This window comes from Catellatospora sp. KI3 (genome assembly GCF_029948125.1).
Taxonomy (GTDB): Bacteria; Actinomycetota; Actinomycetes; order Mycobacteriales; family Micromonosporaceae; genus Catellatospora.
In genome coordinates this window covers 1-15988 of sequence record NZ_JASAMB010000038.1, presented here as the reverse complement: position 1 = coordinate 15988, position 15988 = coordinate 1, and the positions used below count along the sequence as shown (strand labels likewise).

The 15988-nt window shown below is 72.9% G+C and carries 17 protein-coding genes and 1 pseudogene; 12 read left to right on the top strand and 6 right to left on the bottom strand.

The window, feature by feature from the left end; genetic code table 11:
• Window positions 1-11 precede the first annotated feature (11 nt).
• Window positions 12-290, top strand: a complete 279-nt coding sequence (locus tag QEZ54_RS34360) for a hypothetical protein (protein WP_281308952.1) — start codon at window positions 12-14, stop codon at window positions 288-290.
• On the opposite strand, the gene QEZ54_RS34355 is transcribed toward QEZ54_RS34360, so the two are convergent.
• Both QEZ54_RS34355 and QEZ54_RS34350 read right to left on the bottom strand, forming a co-directional pair.
• Window positions 287-814, bottom strand: a complete 528-nt coding sequence (locus QEZ54_RS34355; protein ID WP_281308951.1) for an alpha/beta hydrolase — start codon at window positions 812-814, stop codon at window positions 287-289. The two genes, QEZ54_RS34360 and QEZ54_RS34355, sit on opposite strands and share 4 nt — an antisense overlap.
• A gap of 20 nt (window positions 815-834) precedes the next feature.
• Window positions 835-1329, bottom strand: a complete 495-nt coding sequence (locus tag QEZ54_RS34350; RefSeq protein ID WP_281308950.1) for a MarR family transcriptional regulator — start codon at window positions 1327-1329, stop codon at window positions 835-837.
• Window positions 1330-1425: 96 nt separating this feature from the next.
• Here QEZ54_RS34350 and QEZ54_RS34345 point away from each other — a divergent pair, with 96 nt between their 5' ends.
• Window positions 1426-2514, top strand: coding sequence for an EamA family transporter (locus QEZ54_RS34345; RefSeq protein ID WP_281308949.1), 1089 nt, complete (start codon window positions 1426-1428; stop codon window positions 2512-2514).
• Here QEZ54_RS34345 and QEZ54_RS34340 read toward each other — a convergent pair.
• Window positions 2466-3365: pseudogene (locus QEZ54_RS34340) on the bottom strand (Gfo/Idh/MocA family oxidoreductase); the annotation flags it as partial. The gene QEZ54_RS34345 and the pseudogene QEZ54_RS34340 overlap by 49 nt on opposite strands.
• Window positions 3366-3455: 90 nt before the next feature.
• On the opposite strand from QEZ54_RS34340, the gene QEZ54_RS34335 reads away from it, so the two are divergent.
• The 7 genes from QEZ54_RS34335 (at window position 3456) to QEZ54_RS34305 (ending at window position 10178) form a co-directional block, all read left to right on the top strand.
• Window positions 3456-4307, top strand: a complete 852-nt coding sequence (locus tag QEZ54_RS34335; protein ID WP_281308948.1) for a trypsin-like peptidase domain-containing protein — start codon at window positions 3456-3458, stop codon at window positions 4305-4307.
• A gap of 36 nt (window positions 4308-4343) precedes the next feature.
• Window positions 4344-5327 (top strand): MoxR family ATPase, encoded by a 984-nt coding sequence (locus QEZ54_RS34330; RefSeq protein ID WP_281308947.1) that lies wholly within the window; start codon window positions 4344-4346, stop codon window positions 5325-5327.
• Window positions 5327-6220 carry a DUF58 domain-containing protein gene (locus QEZ54_RS34325; RefSeq protein WP_281308946.1) on the top strand — a complete coding sequence of 298 codons (894 nt, stop codon included), beginning with the start codon at window positions 5327-5329 and terminating at the stop codon, window positions 6218-6220. Before QEZ54_RS34330 ends, QEZ54_RS34325 begins: the two co-directional genes overlap by 1 nt.
• On the top strand, window positions 6217-7194 hold the full coding sequence (locus QEZ54_RS34320; protein WP_281308945.1) for a VWA domain-containing protein: 978 nt from the start codon (window positions 6217-6219) through the stop codon (window positions 7192-7194). Before QEZ54_RS34325 ends, QEZ54_RS34320 begins: the two co-directional genes overlap by 4 nt.
• A complete protein-coding gene (locus QEZ54_RS34315; protein ID WP_281308944.1) occupies window positions 7194-8237 on the top strand; it encodes a VWA domain-containing protein in 1044 nt (347 codons plus the stop codon). The genes QEZ54_RS34320 and QEZ54_RS34315 overlap by 1 nt, the downstream gene beginning before the upstream one ends.
• 125 nt (window positions 8238-8362) lie before the next feature.
• Entirely contained in the window at window positions 8363-9517 is a 1155-nt protein-coding gene (locus tag QEZ54_RS34310) for a sensor histidine kinase (protein WP_281308943.1), read from the top strand.
• Window positions 9510-10178, top strand: a complete 669-nt coding sequence (locus QEZ54_RS34305) for a response regulator transcription factor (RefSeq protein ID WP_281308942.1) — start codon at window positions 9510-9512, stop codon at window positions 10176-10178. The genes QEZ54_RS34310 and QEZ54_RS34305 overlap by 8 nt, the downstream gene beginning before the upstream one ends.
• 229 nt (window positions 10179-10407) lie before the next feature.
• Here the strand turns inward: QEZ54_RS34305 and QEZ54_RS34300 are convergent, their stop codons facing one another.
• Window positions 10408-10941, bottom strand: a complete 534-nt coding sequence (locus tag QEZ54_RS34300; protein ID WP_281308941.1) for a cupin domain-containing protein — start codon at window positions 10939-10941, stop codon at window positions 10408-10410.
• Window positions 10942-11421: 480 nt separating this feature from the next.
• On the bottom strand, window positions 11422-11862 hold the full coding sequence (locus QEZ54_RS34295; RefSeq protein WP_281308940.1) for a MarR family transcriptional regulator: 441 nt from the start codon (window positions 11860-11862) through the stop codon (window positions 11422-11424).
• A 100-nt stretch (window positions 11863-11962) separates the two neighbouring features.
• Here QEZ54_RS34295 and QEZ54_RS34290 point away from each other — a divergent pair, with 100 nt between their 5' ends.
• Genes QEZ54_RS34290 through QEZ54_RS34280 form a run of 3 tightly spaced genes read left to right on the top strand, consistent with a single transcriptional unit; the run spans window position 11963 to window position 14623 of the window.
• Entirely contained in the window at window positions 11963-12373 is a 411-nt protein-coding gene (locus tag QEZ54_RS34290; RefSeq protein ID WP_281308939.1) for a hypothetical protein, read from the top strand.
• Window positions 12370-13941, top strand: coding sequence for a multicopper oxidase family protein (locus QEZ54_RS34285; protein WP_281308938.1), 1572 nt, complete (start codon window positions 12370-12372; stop codon window positions 13939-13941). The genes QEZ54_RS34290 and QEZ54_RS34285 overlap by 4 nt, the downstream gene beginning before the upstream one ends.
• Before the next feature lie 28 nt (window positions 13942-13969).
• Window positions 13970-14623: a hypothetical protein gene (locus QEZ54_RS34280; RefSeq protein WP_281308937.1), complete on the top strand. Its 654-nt coding sequence runs from the start codon at window positions 13970-13972 to the stop codon at window positions 14621-14623.
• A 4-nt stretch (window positions 14624-14627) separates the two neighbouring features.
• On the opposite strand, the gene QEZ54_RS34275 is transcribed toward QEZ54_RS34280, so the two are convergent.
• A complete protein-coding gene (locus QEZ54_RS34275) occupies window positions 14628-15773 on the bottom strand; it encodes a low temperature requirement protein A (protein WP_281308936.1) in 1146 nt (381 codons plus the stop codon).
• Between the last annotated feature and the right edge of the window lie 215 nt (window positions 15774-15988).

Genomic DNA, 15988 nt, shown 5'->3' with positions numbered 1-15988 from the left:
TTTCGGGGAAAGTGCAGGAATCCGCGCCAAGATTCGCGCACTTTCCCCGAAACCGCAGCATCGACGTCCAGGCCGGTCACCTGCTGTGGCAGAGCCTGCAGCTGGGCAGCGTGCAGATCTGCGTCAGCCTCGCGGTGAACTCGGCGCTGGTGCTCGCGGCTGGCGCGATCGCCGCGTTCCTGTCCCGCCGCCCGAGCTGGCTGCGCATCCAGCGCTACGTCACCGGCTCGCTGCTGGGCCTGATCGCGGTCAAGCTCGCCACCGACCCGAGCCGCCCGGTTCCCGCTTAGGGCCGCAGTTCGTCGAGCAGGGCCAGGCCCTGGGGCCACGAGCCGAGGCCGGAGTCGGCGTTGAGGTGGCCGCCGCCGGGCACCACGACCAGGCGCGACCCCCACGCGGTGGCGAACTGCTCGCTGCGCGGCAGGGCCGCCCACGGGTCGTCGTCACCGGCGACCACGATGCTCCGGAACGGCAGCGGCACCAGCGGCACCGGCCGGAAGTTGAACAGCGGCGGCACGTCGGCGGTGTCGATGTCGGCCGGGGCGACCAGCAGCGCCCCGGCCACTTTGGCGGGGTCGGCGCCACCGGCGACCCAGTGCGCGACGGTGACGCAGCCGAGGCTGTGCGCGGCCAGGAGCACCGGTCCGGACGCGGCCGTGACAGCTTCGTCGAGGGTACGCACCCAGTCGCCGACCAGCGGCGTGAACCAGTCGTCCTGCTCGACCCGGACGAAGCCGTGCTCGCGTTCCCACGCGGTCTGCCAGTGGGCGGGCCCGGAGTTCTCGAAACCGGGCAGGATCAGCACGCTCGTCACGCCCAGCAGCCTAGCGGGGCTCAGGAACCCACGACGGCGAGCAGCTGGCGCAGCAGGTCCGCCAGGCGGCGCGCGTCGGCGGGCGACAGCTTGGCCACAAGCTCACGCTGCAGTTCCAGCCCTACCGCCACGGCCCGGTCGACAGTGTCCTTTCCGGACGGGGTGAGCTGTGCCCGCAGTGAGCGGCGGTCGTCCGGGTTGGGCTGCCGCTCCACGAGCCCCGCCTTCTCCAGCCGGTCCAGCCGTCCGGTCATGCCGCCGGTGGTGAGCATCAGCGTGTCGGACAGCTGCTTGGGCGACAGGTTGAAGGGATCGCCGGAGCGGCGCAGCGTCGCCAGCACGTCGAACTCGGCGCGGCTGATGCCGAACGGCTGGTACACCCGCTCGACCCGCTCGGCCATCAGGGCGGCGATGCGGTAGACGCGACCGAACAGCTCCATCGGCAGCAGGTCGCCGAGGTCCGGGCGCTCCGCGCGCCACTGGTCGCCGATCGCGTCGACACCGTCCTTGAGCATGCGGTCAGTATGCCATGCCTCACAGCTCACTAACTAGCTTGCAACTAACTAGCTTAGTGCTAAGTTACTCATACACGAGCTACCGGGGAGGACGTCGTGTCCCGCACCTCCGTATTCCTGCTGACCGCCCTAGCCCCGCTGACCTGGGGCACCACCTACATCGTCACCACCGAGCTGCTGCCACCCGGTCGGCCGCTGCTCACCGGGGCACTGCGGGCGCTGCCCGCCGGGCTGCTCCTGCTCGCCGCGGTACGCACCCTGCCCCGCGGCTCCTGGTGGTGGCGGGCGGCCGCGCTCGGCACGCTCAACATCGGCGCGTTCTTCCCGCTGCTGTTCCTGGCCGCATACCGGCTGCCCGGCGGGGTGGCCGCGGTGCTCGGCTCGGTGCAGCCGCTGCTCGTGATCGGACTGTCCGCCGCGCTGCTCGGCCAGTCGGCCCGCCCCCGCGCCGTGGCGGCGGGGCTGCTCGGGGTGGCCGGGGTGGCCGGGGTGGCGCTGGTGGTGCTGCGGCCGCAGTCGGCCGGGTTCGACGTCCTCGGCCTGGTCGCCGGCCTGGTGGGGGCGGGCTCGATGGCCGCCGGCACGGTGCTGGCCAAGCGCTGGGGCAGGCCCGACGGCGTCGGCCCGCTGACCCTGACCGCCTGGCAGCTAACCGTGGGCGGCCTGCTCATCGTCCCGCTGGCGCTGGCCGTCGAAGGCCTGCCGCCGCAGCTCAGCGTGGTGAACCTGGCCGGATACGGCTACCTCGCCACGGTCGGCACGGCACTGGCGTACTGGCTGTGGTGGCGCGGACTGGATGGTATGCCGGCCGCCTCGGCGGCGTTCCTCAGCCTGCTCAGCCCGGTCACCGCGGTGATCGTCGGCTGGCTGGCCCTGGGCCAGTCGCTCACTCCGGCGCAGGTCACCGGGGTGGCCCTGGCGCTGGGCGCCACCGCTGTCGGCGCGGTGACCGCCAACGGCCGCCGAGCCCAGCCGAGTTGCCCGGCAATGGGGCACTCGACCGGCTCGGATACCTCCGATTGCCCGGCGACTCAGTTGATCGAGGTGGGTGGGGGTCAGGGGCGCGGTTCGAGGCCGGCGGCCCGGTACACCGCGTCGATGACGGCCATGTTGGCGACCGAGTCCGCGGGCGGGGTGAGCACCGGGGCTCCGCGCAGCACCGCGTCGGCGAACGCGCGCAGCTGATGGGTGTACGTCGCCTCGCCCGGCACCGCCTCCACCGACCGCCGCCCGTCGCGCACCAGCGTGAACCGGGGCCATACCGACGGCATCAGGTACAGCGGGATGCGGATGGAGCCGCGCTCGCCCGTCACCCTCGCGGCGAAGCTGAGCAGCTTCGACGACCACATGCTGGCGGTCATCTCGCCGGTGGCGCCGTCGGGGAACCGCAACACCGCCGTCATGGCCCGGTCCACGCCGGGCGAGCGCAGCTTCGCCGTCGCCGACACCACCTGCGGCTCAGCGCCGCCGAGCAGGCGCAGCAGGTGGATCGCGTAGCAGCCCGCGTCCATCGTCGCGCCCCCGGCCAGGGCGAGGTCGTAGCGGATGTCGCCGAATCGGGGCAGCGGAAAGGCCATCGCGGTCCGGACGTGCCGCACCGGACCGATCGCGCCGTCGGCCAGCAGCCGCTCCACCCGGCGGATCAGCGGGTGGTACCGGTAATGGAACGCCTCCATCACCACCAGGCCCGACCGGTCCGCGGCCGCCTGCACCTCGCGGGCCTGGTCGGCATTGGACGTGAGCGGCTTCTCGCACAGTACGTGCTTACCGGCCTCGATCGCGCGCAGCGTCCACTCGGCGTGCAGGCCGTTGGGCAGCGGAATGTAGACCGCGTCCAGGTCCGGGTCGGCCAGCAGCGTCGCGTAGTCGGGGTGCACCCTGGGCACGCCGTGCCTGGCGGCGAACTCGCGGGCCCGGTCAGGGTCGCGGGCGGCCACCGCCGCCACGGTCACCTCGGGCACGGAGCGCGCCGGGTTGACGATGCCGTTCCGGTTGATCCGGGCGGCGCCGAGCACCCCGATACGCAGCTGATCCATCTCGACAGCGTCCCAGGTCCCGGCGGCGGCCGCCAGATCCGGGCCACCGGCTCCTACCGAGTTTTGAGCAAACACCCATAGGCTCGGGTGATGCAGAGCCGACGCCCCGTCGACGCCGCCCCGCCGCGCTCCCCCGCGCCGGTCAGCACCGAGCCCGAGCAGGCGCCCGCGCCGGTCCCCTGGCACCGGCGGCGCCCCCGCACGCTGCTCGCCGCGGCCGCCGCGCTGGTGCTGCTGGTCACGGCGGTCGCGGCCTTCCAGTGGGGTGCGTCCACATCGGGGGTACCGGCGGCGAAGCCGTCCCCGTCGAAGTCGGCCGAGCGGCCGCCAACCATCGCCGAGATCCACGACGCGCTGCTGCCTTCGGTGGTCTCCGTCCACGTCCAGGCGAAGGACAAGCAGGGCGGGACCGAGGAGGCCAGCGGCACCGGCGTGGTCACCAACGCCGACGGCACCATCCTGACGGCGCTGCACGTGGTGCGCGGCGCCACGCTCATCGAGGTCGTGTTCGCCGACGGGACCCGTACCAAGGCCGCCGTGACCGGCAGCGACCCGAGTCGCGACATCGCCTCGCTGACGCCCGCCGAGCTGCCCGAGCTGCTGGTCCCGGCGGTGCTCGGCAGCGGCGGGGCGATCGGCGACACCGTCATCGCCATCGGCGACCAGCTCGGCCTGACCGGCTCGACCACCACCGGGGTGGTGTCGGGTCTGAACCGCTCCATCAAGACCGAGGACGCCGGCGAGCTCGACGGGCTGATCCAGTTCGACGCGGCGGTGAATCCGGGCAGCTCGGGCGGTCCGCTGGTGAACGACCGCGGGCAGACCATCGGCATCGTGGTCGCCCTGGCCAACCCGACCGACGCGGGCACCTTCATCGGCGTCGGCTTCGCCGTCCCGATCGCCGCCGCCGTGGCGGGCGGCACCCGCCCGCCCCTGCTCTGAACCACCCCCGAACCCACCGATGAGGACGGAACCACCATGAACGCTGCCGCCCCCGGCCCGACCACCGTCGAGCAGGTGCTCTACGAGGTCAAGAAGGTCATCGTCGGGCAGGACCTGCTGCTGGAGCGGCTGCTGGTCGCGCTGCTGTCGCGCGGGCACATCCTGGTCGAGGGTGTGCCCGGCCTGGCCAAGACGCTGGCGGTGAAGTCGCTGGCCGAGGCGGTCGGCGGGCAGTTCCAGCGGGTGCAGTTCACCCCTGACCTGGTCCCGGCCGACATCGTCGGCACCCGGATCTACCACCAGCACAGCGGCGAGTTCCAGGTGTCGCTCGGGCCGGTCTTCACCAACCTGCTGCTGGCCGACGAGATCAACCGGGCTCCGGCGAAGGTGCAGAGCGCGCTGCTGGAGGTGATGCAGGAGCACCAGGTCACCATCGGCCGCGAGACGCACCGGGTGCCCGCGCCGTTCCTGGTGCTGGCCACGCAGAACCCGATCGAGTCCGACGGCACGTACCCGCTGCCCGAGGCGCAGGTCGACCGCTTCATGATGAAGATCATCGTCGGGTATCCGAACCCGACCGAGGAGTTCGTCATCGTCGAGCGCGCCCTGGGCGCCACCGCCGCGATCCAGGCCATCACCGACCCGGCGCAGCTGGTCGCCCTCCAGCAGCAGGCCGACCGGGTCTACGTCGACCCGTCGCTCATCGAGTACGCGGTGCGCCTGGCCAACGCCACCCGCGAACCCGCCCTGGTCGGCCTCGGCGACCTGGCCCGCTACGTGACCTTCGGGGCCAGCCCGCGCGCCTCGATCAACCTGGTGCTGGCCGCCCGCGCGCTGGCGTTCATCCGGGGCCGCGACTACGCCCTGGCCCAGGACCTGGTCGACCTGGCCCCGGACGTGCTCCGGCACCGGCTGATCCTGTCCTACGAGGCGCTGGCCGACGAGGTGAGCCCGGACTGGCTGCTGGACCGGATCCTGGCCGCCCTGCCGGTGCCGGTGCCGGCCCTGCAGGGGCGCTGATGACGCTGGCCTCCGATCGGCTGCTGCGGCGGCTGGAGTGGCAGGTGCTGCGGCGCCTGGACGGGCGGGTGCAGGGCGCGCACCGCACGCTGTGGCGCGGGGTCGGCATCGACGTGGCCGACCTGCGCGAGTACACGCCCGAGGACGACGTACGGCACATCGACTGGAACGTGACCGCGCGGCTGGACGAGCCGTACGTGCGCCGCTACACCGAGGACCGGGAGCTGACCGCCTGGCTGGTGCTGGACCGGTCGGCCTCGATGCGCGTCGGCGCGGCCGAGCACGGCAAGGACACCGCGCTGCGCGACCTGGCGGTGTGCCTGGCCCGGCTGTTCACCGGCCAGGGCAACCCGGTCGGGGCGGTGCTGTTCGACAACTCCGCGCACCGGATCATCCCGCCGCGTACGGGCCGTACCCAGGCGCTGCGGCTGGCGCACGAACTCGACCGCGCCGCGCCGCACCCGGTCGACTCCGCCGGCGCCACCACCGACCTGGCCGCGATGCTGCGGCTGGCCGCGACGACCGCGCGGCGCCGCAGCCTGGTCATCGTCCTGTCCGACTTCATCGGCGACGCGGGCTGGGACCGGGCCCTGGCGATGCTCGCGCACCGGCACGAGGTGGTGGCGGTGCGCATCGTCGACCCGGCCGAGCTGGAGCTGCCCGACCTGGGGCTGGTGCTGGTGGAGGACGCCGAGACCGGCGAGCAGCTGCTGCTGGACACCGGCGACCCGCTGCTGCGGCAGCGCTTCGCCGAGCAGGCCCAGGCGCGCGAGTCCGACCTGGACGCCTCGCTGCGGCGCGGCGCGGTCACCGCGCACCGGGTCGGCACCGATGAGGACCTGGTCACCGCCCTGATCGGCATGGTGCGGCGGTCGGATCGGCGGCACCGATGACCGTCATGCACCCGCTGATCGCCGTCGCCGCCGCGCTGGTGAGCGTGGCGGCCGTGGCGGCCTACGTCCGCGTCCAGCGGCGCCGAGCCCGGCGCGTCCGGGCCACCGGCTTCGGCCTGCCCGGCACCGGCCGCCGCGCCGCCCTGCGCCGGCACACGCCGTACGCGCTGTTCCTGGCCGCGCTGCCGCTGCTGCTGTTCGCGCTGGCCCGGCCGCAGGCCGAGCTGCCCATCCCGCACCTGTCCAGCACGGTGGTGCTCGTCTTCGACGTGTCCAACAGCATGGCCGCCACCGACGTCGCCCCGTCGCGGCTGGCCGCGGCCCAGGCCGCCGCCACCGAGTTCGTGCGGGCGCAGCCGGACACCGTCGACGTGGGCGTGGTCATCTTCGGCCAGAGCGGCCTGATCACGCTGCCGCCCAGCGACCGCCACGACGCCGCCGAGTACGCCATCTCCAGGCTCACCACCAGCGGCGGCACCTCGCTGACGCAGGCGATCCTGACCGCGCTCGGCGTCGTCGTCGGTCGGCAGGTCACCCTGCCCACCGACCAGGCACCAGCCCCTGACCTGGGGTACTGGGGCTCGGCCACGATCGTGCTGTTCTCCGACGGCCAGGACACCCCCGGGCCGGGCACCGACGTCGCGACCGCCGCGCAGCTGGCCGCCGACGCCGGGGTGCACATCGAGACCGTCGGCATCGGCACCGCCGAGGGCACCACGATCGAGGTCGACGGCTACCAGGTCGCCACCGCCCTGGACGAGCAGACGCTGACCGGCATCGCCGCGATCACGGGCGCCGCGTACCACCCAGCCGCCGACAGCGCCGCGCTGCACGACCTGTCCGACTCGATCGACCTGCGCGTGTCGACCCGCCCCGAACAGGTGGAGCTCACCGCCCTGCTCGCCGGGGCGGCGCTGCTGCTGCTCCTGGCCGGGGCACTGCTGATGATCCGCTGGCACGGAAGGATCGTCTGATGGCGCTCACCTGGCCCTGGGCCCTGGCCGCGCTGCTGGCCGTCCCGCTGCTGCTGCTCGCCCGGTGGCTGCTGCAGCGGCGGCGCAGGCGGTCGGCCGTACGGGTGTCGAGCCTGGCGCTCATCCGGGCCGCCGTGCCCGGCCCGTCGGCGTGGCGGCGCCGCATCCCGGTCTGGCTGTTCCTGGCCGCCCTGGCGGCGCTCGGCGTGGGCGTGGCCCGCCCGCACGCCTCGATGCTGGTGCCGACCAGCTCCACCTCGATCGTGCTGGCCATCGACGTGTCGCAGTCGATGTGCTCCACCGACGTGCCGCCCAACCGCATGGTCGCCGCCCGCGCGGCGGCCCGGGAGTTCGTGCTGGCCCAGGACGACGGCACCCGCATCGGGCTGGTCGCCTTCTCCGGCATCTCCGGCCTGCTGGTCGAGCCGACCACCGACAAGCAGGTGCTGCTCGACGCGATCGACACCCTGCGTACGGCCCGGGGCACCGCCATCGGGCAGGCGATCCTCACCGCCATCGACGCCATCGCCGAGTCCAACCCGGACGTGCTGCCGACCGGCGTCGAACTGCCCGACCCGGGTGACGTCGCCGGCCAGTACGCGCCGGACACCATCGTGGTGCTCACCGACGGCGCCAACACCCAGGGCGTCACCCCGGAGATCGCCGCCGAGCAGGCCAAGGCCCGCCGCATCCGGATCTACACGATCGGGTTCGGCACCACCGATCCGGCGCCGATCGTGTGCAGCGTCGACCAGATCGACCAGGGCACCATCATCCGCCCGCCGGACGGCCGCTTCGGCGGCGGGGGCGGCCGCCGCGCCCAGCTCATCGACGAGGAGACGCTGACCGCCGTGGCCGACAGCACCGGCGGCGAGTACTTCCGGGCCGAGGACGCCGAGCAGCTCGGCAAGGTGCTGGGCGACCTGCCGAGCACGATCGTCGCCCAGCGCCGCGACGTGGAGCTGACCGTGTGGTTCGTACTGGCCGCCGCACTGCTGGCCTTCGCCGCGGTCGGGCTGTCGCTGCGCTGGAACCGCGGCTGAACCGCCGCCCCGGTCGGCCGCGCGGCCGACTGGGGCGGATCCGGCCCGCCGGCTCGAATTTCCGCGGTAGCGGATCACCACCACAGGTTGATGACAGCGGGATCTCACCCGGCTACTTTCTGCGGGTGCGTTGGCGGCGGATAGGCGATGTCATCCTGGTGTCGTGGCTGCTGGTGGCCGCGTTGTGGGTGGCCAGGAACTGGATTCACAACGACGGCGACTGGGAGCCTCTCGACACTCGCGGCATCGTGCTGATCTGCGCGTTCGTAGCCCCGCTCTATCTGCGCGCCTACGCCCCGATCGCCATGCTGGCGGTCAGCTACGTCGTCTCCGCCGTCTACCTGACCCTCGGCTACTACCATTCCGCGGTCACGTTCACCCTGGCCCTGGCCGTCTTCACGGTCGCCGAACAACGCTCGCGCCGCCAGTCCGTCGCCGCCGCCGTGCTGTCGATGCTCCTCCTGCTCTGGGCCCAGCACCGGGTCTACGCCGACGGACGGGTGCTCGGCGCGCTGATCGCGCTGTTCATGCTGCTGGTGGGCTGGATGTTCGGCGACAACACCAACCGCCTGGCCGAGCGGGGGCAGCAGCTCGCCGAGCTGACCGCGCGGCTGCGCCGCGAACAGCAGGAACGCGCCCACCAGGCGGTCTCCAACGAGCAGGGCCGCATCGCCCGCGAGCTGCACGACGTCGTCGCGCACCACATGTCGGTGATCTCGGTACAGGCCGGACTGGGCCGGTACGTGCTCGGCACCGACCCCGACACGACCCACCGGGCGCTGGCGGTCATCGCGGACACCGCCCACGAGGCGCTGAGCGAGATGCGCCGGATGCTCGCGGTGCTGCGGGTGTCGACCCAGGACACGCCGTTCGACGCCGCGCCCGCCCTGGACCGGCTGCCGCAGCTGCTGGAGCGGGTGCGGGCGGCCGGGGCGGCGGTGGAGCTGGTGGTGGCGGGCGAGGAGCTGCCGCTGCCGCCGGGTCTGGGCCTGTGCGTGTACCGGGTGATCCAGGAGTCGCTGACCAACGTGCTCAAGCATGCCGACCCGCCCGAGGCGACGGTGACCCTGCGCTGGTCCCCGCAGCGGCTGGAGGTGCTGGTCGCCGACGAGGGCCGCCGGCCGCCGGTGCCGTCCGAACCGGATACGGTGCAGCACGGTCTGATCGGCATGCGCGAGCGGGCGCGGATCTACGGGGGCGTGCTGTCGACCGGTCCGCGCCCCGAAGGCGGTTTCCTGGTGTCCCTGTCCTTGCCGTTGCAGGAGCGTAGTGATGATTGACGTGCTGGTCGTCGACGACCAGGTGCTGATCCGGGCCGGACTGGTCGCCATGATCAAGGCGACGCCCGGGCTGTCCGCCGTCGGCGAGGCGGCCAGCGGCGAGGAGGCCGTCGCGCTGGCCGCGCGGGTGCGGCCGGAGGTGATCCTGATGGACATCCGGATGCCGGGCCTGAGCGGAATCGCCGCCACCGAGCAGATCCTGCGAGAGGCCGAGGGCGATCCGCCCAAGGTGCTCATCCTCACCACCTTCGACCTCGACGAGTACGTGTACGCCGCGCTGAAGGCAGGGGCCAGCGGGTTCCTGCTCAAGGACACCAGCCCGGAGCGGCTGTTCGCGGCGATCACCGCGATCGCCGGCGGCGACATGCTGTTCACCCCCTCGGTCGTACGGCGGCTGGTCGAGGCGCACGTCACCGCCACGGCTCCCGGCACGCTCGCGCCCGACCTGGCCGTACTGACAGGGCGGGAGCTGGACGTGCTGCGGCTGGTGGCGCGCGGACTGTCCAACGCGGAGATCGCCGGGGAGCTGTTCCTCAGCGAGGCGACGGTGAAGACCCACCTGAACCGGCTGATGTCGAAGCTCGCGCTGTCCAGCCGCGCCCAGGCGGTGGTCGTGGCGTACGAGACGGGCCTGGTCACGCCCGGCAGCGGCCGCTCGTGAACGCGTCGCCTACCGCGCTGGTTGTAGTCGGCCTACACCGCTGGTTGTAGTGGACAACCGTCCTCGGGAACCATGGTGCTCACCGCGCCGACCTGACAGGATGGACCCGGCCGTCACCGCTCCCATCGAGCGGTGCGCCGATCGGGGGCGTGCGGGCACCCGGTCAGCCCGAACCGCAGCCCGGCAGCGGGAAGCGGCACGGACCGACCGGTGCCCGCACGAACACCGATCACCCCCGCGGCCCGACCGCCCGCTGCGTCAGCGGTGTGAGCTGCTCGATGTCGTTGCGGCGACGCCACTCCCGGATCGCCTCCTGATCCGGCACCCCGCCCCGGCCGACGATCTCCCCGATGCCGCGCAGATACTCCTCGTGCCCGGCCGGAGTGACGATGAACAGCAGCTTCGCGGGGCTCTCGGTCGGATTGGCGAAGGCGTGCGGGCAGCCGGCGGGCACGAACATGCTGCTGCCCGCGCCGCCCCGCAGCACCGTCGTGCCGTCCTCGGCCGCCCAGGTGCGCCAGTCGCCGCCGCGCTCCCCCGGCGGCGCCGCGGGCTGGAAGGCGAGCAGGTCGAGCTCGCCCTCCAGCACGTAGAACAGCTCCTCCGCCGCGTGGTGCAGGTGCGCCCCGACGTCGAAGCCGGGCTGGACCACCGCCTCGAACATGGACCAGCGGGCGGTCCGCTCGGCGCCGACCTTCAGGGTCATACCCGCGCTGGGAATGAGCCGGCCTGCCCCGTCGGGCAGCATCAGGCCATCGGTCATTCGTCGCCACATCCTCTCGGTCTGCCGCAGCGGTACCGGCCCGCGCCGCAGCCCGGCGCGGCGCGGACCGGGTCGGCCCGCCCCGCCGTCTCCAGCGCCGCCGACCCACCGCCGGATCAGGCGATGAGCGGCGGGCTGCCCCATGGAGTACGGCGGAGCAGGCGCGACGGGACGCGGTGAGCGGTGCCGCTCCGGACCTCGCGGCGGCAGGCGCGAAAGGGACCCTCCGCCCGCCGCCGCTTTCCCCTCGTCCCGGCCACCCTACGAACGCCAGTGGTGGACGCACATCTACCGATGGATTGACGCCGCCGTACACCTCGGGGATGACCCGCCCCCACCCACCGCCGCGCCGCACCGCTTGGGCGGCGCAGTTTCGGGGAAAGTGTCGGAATCTTGGACCGCTTTCGCGCAGTTTCCCCGAAACTGCAGCCCGGCGCGCGGGGTGCGGGGTGCGGGGCGCGGGGCCCGACGCGGGGTGGGTCAGGGGGACGGGGTGGGGAGGAGGCGGGTCAGGAGGGACTTGAGGGTGGCGCGTTCGTCCTGGTCGAGGTCGCCCAGGAACTCCTCCGCGGCCTCCTGGGCGGCGGCGACTCCGTCGGCGAGGGCCTGGCGCCCGGCCGGGGTGAGTTCGACCGCGTACGCGCGCCGGTCGCCCTGCGCGGGGCGGCGCTGCGCGTAGCCGAGTCGCTCCAGGTCGTCGACGGTGCGGACCATGGCCGACTTGTCGCTGCCGAGCTGGTCGATGAGGCCACGCTGGCTCAGCGGGCCGAGCCGGGCCAGGGTGTGCAGCACGCCGAAGTGCGGCGGTTCGATGCCCAGCGGCAGCAGCGCCTGCCCGAACACGCGCGAGGCCCGCCGGTGCGCGCGGCGCAGCAGCAGGCCGACGACGTAATCGGTGGGATCCCCGATGGGCGTGGTCACGGAGGCCAACTATAGTCGTGGCCGAACAGTTTCATTTGAGATTATCTCCTAAGGGATTAACCCCTAGGGGAGCCGCACCCCTCACCCCAGGAGCCTTCTGGTGCCCCCACGCTGGGTCGTCTGGCCGTTCCGGCTGCTCATCACCCTCGCCGCCATTCTGCTGCTGCTACAGGCCGTGCTCGCGGGCCAGTTCCTGTCCGGCGTCTACGCCTCGCTGGCCGCGCACGCCGCCAACGCACCCCTGGCCGGATTCACCGTGCTGCTCGCCGCCGTCGCCGCGGTCCTGCTGCGCTGGCCCGGGCGCGGACCCTGGTGGCCGATGCCCGCCGCCTTCGGCCTGTTCCTCCTCACCGGATTCCAGATCGGCATGGGGTACGCCCGGCTGCTGGCCGTACACATCCCGCTCGGGGTTTCGGTGATCATGCTCGCCGGGTTCCTGACCGGCTGGAGCTGGCGCTACCGCCCCGCCACGGTCGCCCGGACCGCAGCGGCGGCCGAGGCCGCGGCATGAGCGGCGCGGTCACCCGGCGCCGCGTGCTCGGGGCGATCGGCGCCACCGGCGCGGCCGCCGCCGTGGGCGTGCCGTGGCTGTCCGGCATCGGCGGCGCCAGCTCCACCGGGGTGCAGCTGACCAGTGCGGCGGCGCTGCCCGAGCCGTACACGGTGGCATTGCCGCTGCCGACGGCGCTCGCGCCGACCCGCAGCGACGCGACCACCGACTACTACGAGATCACCCAGCGAGCCGCCCGCGTACGGATCCTGCCCGGCCTCGACACCCCGGTCTGGACCTACCAGGGCACCTTCCCCGGGCCGACGATCCGGTCCCGGCGCGGCCGCACGACCGTGGTGCGCCACCGCAACGAACTGCCCGTGCCCACCGTCGTCCACCTGCACGGCGGCCGCACCCCGGCCCAGCACGACGGCTACCCGATCGACCTGGTCATGCCCGCCGACGGCAGCCTGCCCCATCCGCACGGCGACCACGCCGGGGACGTCCGCCACGGCGCCCGCGACTACATCTACCCGATGGACCAGCGGGCCGCGACGCTGTGGTACCACGACCACCGGATGGACTTCACCGGCCCGGCGGTCTGGCGCGGACTGGCCGGATTCCACCTGCACACCGACGACGAGGAGCAGCGCCTGCCGCTGCCCACCGGCGCGCGCGACCTGCCGCTGCTGCTCGCCGACCGGGCCTTCGCCGCCGACGGTTCGCTCGCCTACCCCAGTCTCGATCCGACCCTGTTGACCACGCCCGGCGTCACCGGCGACCACGTCGCCGGGGTGCTCGGCGACGTGGTCCTGGTGAACGGGGCGCCCTGGCCGCAGGCCGAGGTGGCCGGCGCACGGCACCGGCTGCGGCTGCTCAACGGCGCCAACGCGCGCCGCTTCCGGCTGGCCCTGCAGCCGGCCCCGCCCGGCGGCGACGCCTTCGTACAGATCGGCACCGACCAGGGCCTGCTCGCCGAGCCCGTGGCCCACGACGCGGTCGAGCTGGCTCCCGGGCAGCGCTTCGACGTGGTCGTCGACTTCGCGCGGTATCCGGCCGGCACGCTGGTGGAGCTGGTCAACGAGTTCGGCGGCGGCCGTACCGAGCAGGTCATGCGGTTCCGGATCGGGGCGCGGGTGGACGACCCCACGTCGGTCCCGGACGTCCTGAGCGAGATCGCGCCGCTGCGGGCGGCGGACGCGGTGGTGACCCGGACCATGCGGTTCGGGGCGGGCAACGTCGTCAACAGCGTCGGCGACCACGTCGCCGGGTGGAAGATCAACGGGCTGGGGTTCAGCCCGGACGCGGTGCACGCGGCGCCGAAGCTCGGCACGGTCGAGGTGTGGCAGCTGGTGTCCGACCTGCACCACCCGGTGCACCTGCACCTGGCCCCGTTCCAGGTGCTGCGGCGCGGCAACGGCGGCCCCGGCAGGTACGACCTGGGCTGGAAGGACACCGTCGACCTGCGCCCGGCGGAGCTGGTCGAGATCGCGGCCCGGTTCGACGGCTACCCCGGCCGGTACGTCTTCCACTGCCACAACCTCGAGCACGAGGACATGGCCATGATGGGCAACATGCTGGTGTCCTGACCCGGCCGCGATCACCTACGCTGCCGCGATGGACGTGTACGACATCGCGGCGGCGCTTCCTCCGGTCGACGTGCTGCGCCGCCGCTGCCTGGCGCTGGCGGCGCTGGACGCCATCGTGACCGACGGCGACCGCTTCACCTTCGCCGAGGCCGACGGTGAGACAACCGCACGGATGGACAACGGCTGCGGCGACGAGTACGACATCGTGTTCTCCGCCGCAGGCGTGTTCATCCGCGGCGTCTACCACGAGTCGATGATGGCCGACTACCACCAGACGCTATGGCCCGGTCTGCTCGCCGGGCTGCCCAAGGCGTTCGTGCCGTACCTGCTCGAACCCCGGTTCCACTCCGGGACGATGTCCTTCGAGGCGACGTTCGTGCTGTGGCGCCTCGACGGCGCGGACCGCTGGTCGGCGGGCCGAGGCATCGACCTCTCCATTCCTGAGGGTTACGAGGAGGGCACGGACGGTTCGTGGCTGCTGGACCCGGTCTGCGACCACCCCGTCGACTGGTACCTCGAACTGGCCGAAACCGTGTACGAGGCCTTCCCCGACCGTGGCGCGGTCGAACATGTGCTGGCGCTGCTGCCGCTCGACGACGGGATCGTCGCGGCACTCAACCCGTCCGCCGACCTCGTGGACGTGCACACCGTGCTCACCCGGCTCGGTTATCCCGGCTGTTGAGCGCTCAAGCGGCCCGGGCTGCCCGCTGCTCGGTCAGTTTCGAGGCCGTGAACAGCGCCAGCACCACCGCTGCGGCGACCAGCGTCGCCGTCCAGCCCGGCAGCAGCAACGCCGCCGGAGTCACCACCGCGACCGGCAGCACGATGCTCGGCAGGACCCAGCGCAGCACCGACCGCCAGCTTTCACCGAGCCGCTGCGCGATGAGCCCGCTGACCGCGTGATAACCCCCGATCCCGGCCACCAGCCCGACCACGCTGCCCAGCGGCAGGTGGTGTCCGGGTTCGGCCACGGCGGTGCCGAGCGCCGCCGCGAGCGCGGTTACCGCGCTGACCAGCAGGAACGGCAGGTACAGCACAGCCTCGCGCATGTTGGCTCGGGCGCCGAGCGCCTGCGCCCGGACGAAGCCCCGCTCGGCACTGGGCGTGCTCCACCGGAAGAAGGTGATCGCCAGCACCGCCACCACCACGAACGCGGCGAGGGCGGCAATCGCGGACAGGCCGGTGAAGTGCTCGGACAGGCCGGTGACGATGGCGAAGACGCTCTCCCCGAAGACGATCACGATGAACAGGCCGATCCGCTCCACCAGATGCTCGACCGACAGCAGGCGGTACATCACCCGCGACTGGGCGGTGCCGAACGCCAGCAGCGCGACTTCCAGCACGATGGCCAGGCCCCACAGCGCGAACCGCGCGGGACCGTCCACGAACGCCGACACCGCCCAGATCGAGGCGGGGACCAGGCAGTACACGATCGGACGCCAGGCCGGGAACTCCCAGCGGGACCGGCCGACCTGCGGCCACCACAGCGCGAACACGGCCACGCGCACCCAGGCCGCACCCAGCGCGAAGACCCACGCCCGCCCGTCCAGTCCCTCCGGCGCAGCGGCGGCCATGAGACCCAGGCCGGGCATGGCCGCGACCAGCACCGTCCGATTCCAGCCGGTGTCCGAGCCGAACAGGTTGACCGAGAGGGTCAGGTTGACCCAGGCCCACCACGCCGGGAAGAGCAGGACCAGGAAGGTGCCGAAGTCCCGCCACCCGGGGTCGCCGTGCAGTCCGTGGGCCAGCACCGCGACGGTCACGACGAAGACGAGGTCGAAGAAGAGCTCGAACCAGTCGGCTCGGCGCGGTTCCGGGGAGGGGTCGGTCACGCTGAGACCATACTCACCGCCGGGCGACCGTCCTGATCAGAGTGCAGTTTCGGGGAAACTGCACTAATGACGGCCAAGATTCGTGCAGTTTCCCCGAAACTGCACGAACGACCGGGGCGCGAGCCGGCGGAGGCGCGAGCCGGCGGGGACGGAGAAGCCCGGCCGGGGATCGGTCCCGGCCGGGCTTCAGGGTTGTGCCTCGATCAGGACACGAC

What these genes read in the sequence shown, in the direction of transcription:
- QEZ54_RS34335 (WP_281308948.1), top strand. Translation starts at nt 3,456, where the DNA reads ATGCAGAGCCGACGCCCCGTCGACGCCGCCCCGCCGCGCTCCCCCGCG.
- QEZ54_RS34300 (WP_281308941.1), bottom strand. Translation starts at nt 10,941, where the DNA reads ATGACCGATGGCCTGATGCTGCCCGACGGGGCAGGCCGGCTCATTCCC.
- QEZ54_RS34315 (WP_281308944.1), top strand. Translation starts at nt 7,194, where the DNA reads ATGGCGCTCACCTGGCCCTGGGCCCTGGCCGCGCTGCTGGCCGTCCCG.
- QEZ54_RS34350 (WP_281308950.1), bottom strand. Translation starts at nt 1,329, where the DNA reads ATGCTCAAGGACGGTGTCGACGCGATCGGCGACCAGTGGCGCGCGGAG.
- QEZ54_RS34330 (WP_281308947.1), top strand. Translation starts at nt 4,344, where the DNA reads ATGAACGCTGCCGCCCCCGGCCCGACCACCGTCGAGCAGGTGCTCTAC.
- QEZ54_RS34320 (WP_281308945.1), top strand. Translation starts at nt 6,217, where the DNA reads ATGACCGTCATGCACCCGCTGATCGCCGTCGCCGCCGCGCTGGTGAGC.
- QEZ54_RS34325 (WP_281308946.1), top strand. Translation starts at nt 5,327, where the DNA reads ATGACGCTGGCCTCCGATCGGCTGCTGCGGCGGCTGGAGTGGCAGGTG.
- QEZ54_RS34280 (WP_281308937.1), top strand. Translation starts at nt 13,970, where the DNA reads ATGGACGTGTACGACATCGCGGCGGCGCTTCCTCCGGTCGACGTGCTG.
- QEZ54_RS34285 (WP_281308938.1), top strand. Translation starts at nt 12,370, where the DNA reads ATGAGCGGCGCGGTCACCCGGCGCCGCGTGCTCGGGGCGATCGGCGCC.
- QEZ54_RS34305 (WP_281308942.1), top strand. Translation starts at nt 9,510, where the DNA reads ATGATTGACGTGCTGGTCGTCGACGACCAGGTGCTGATCCGGGCCGGA.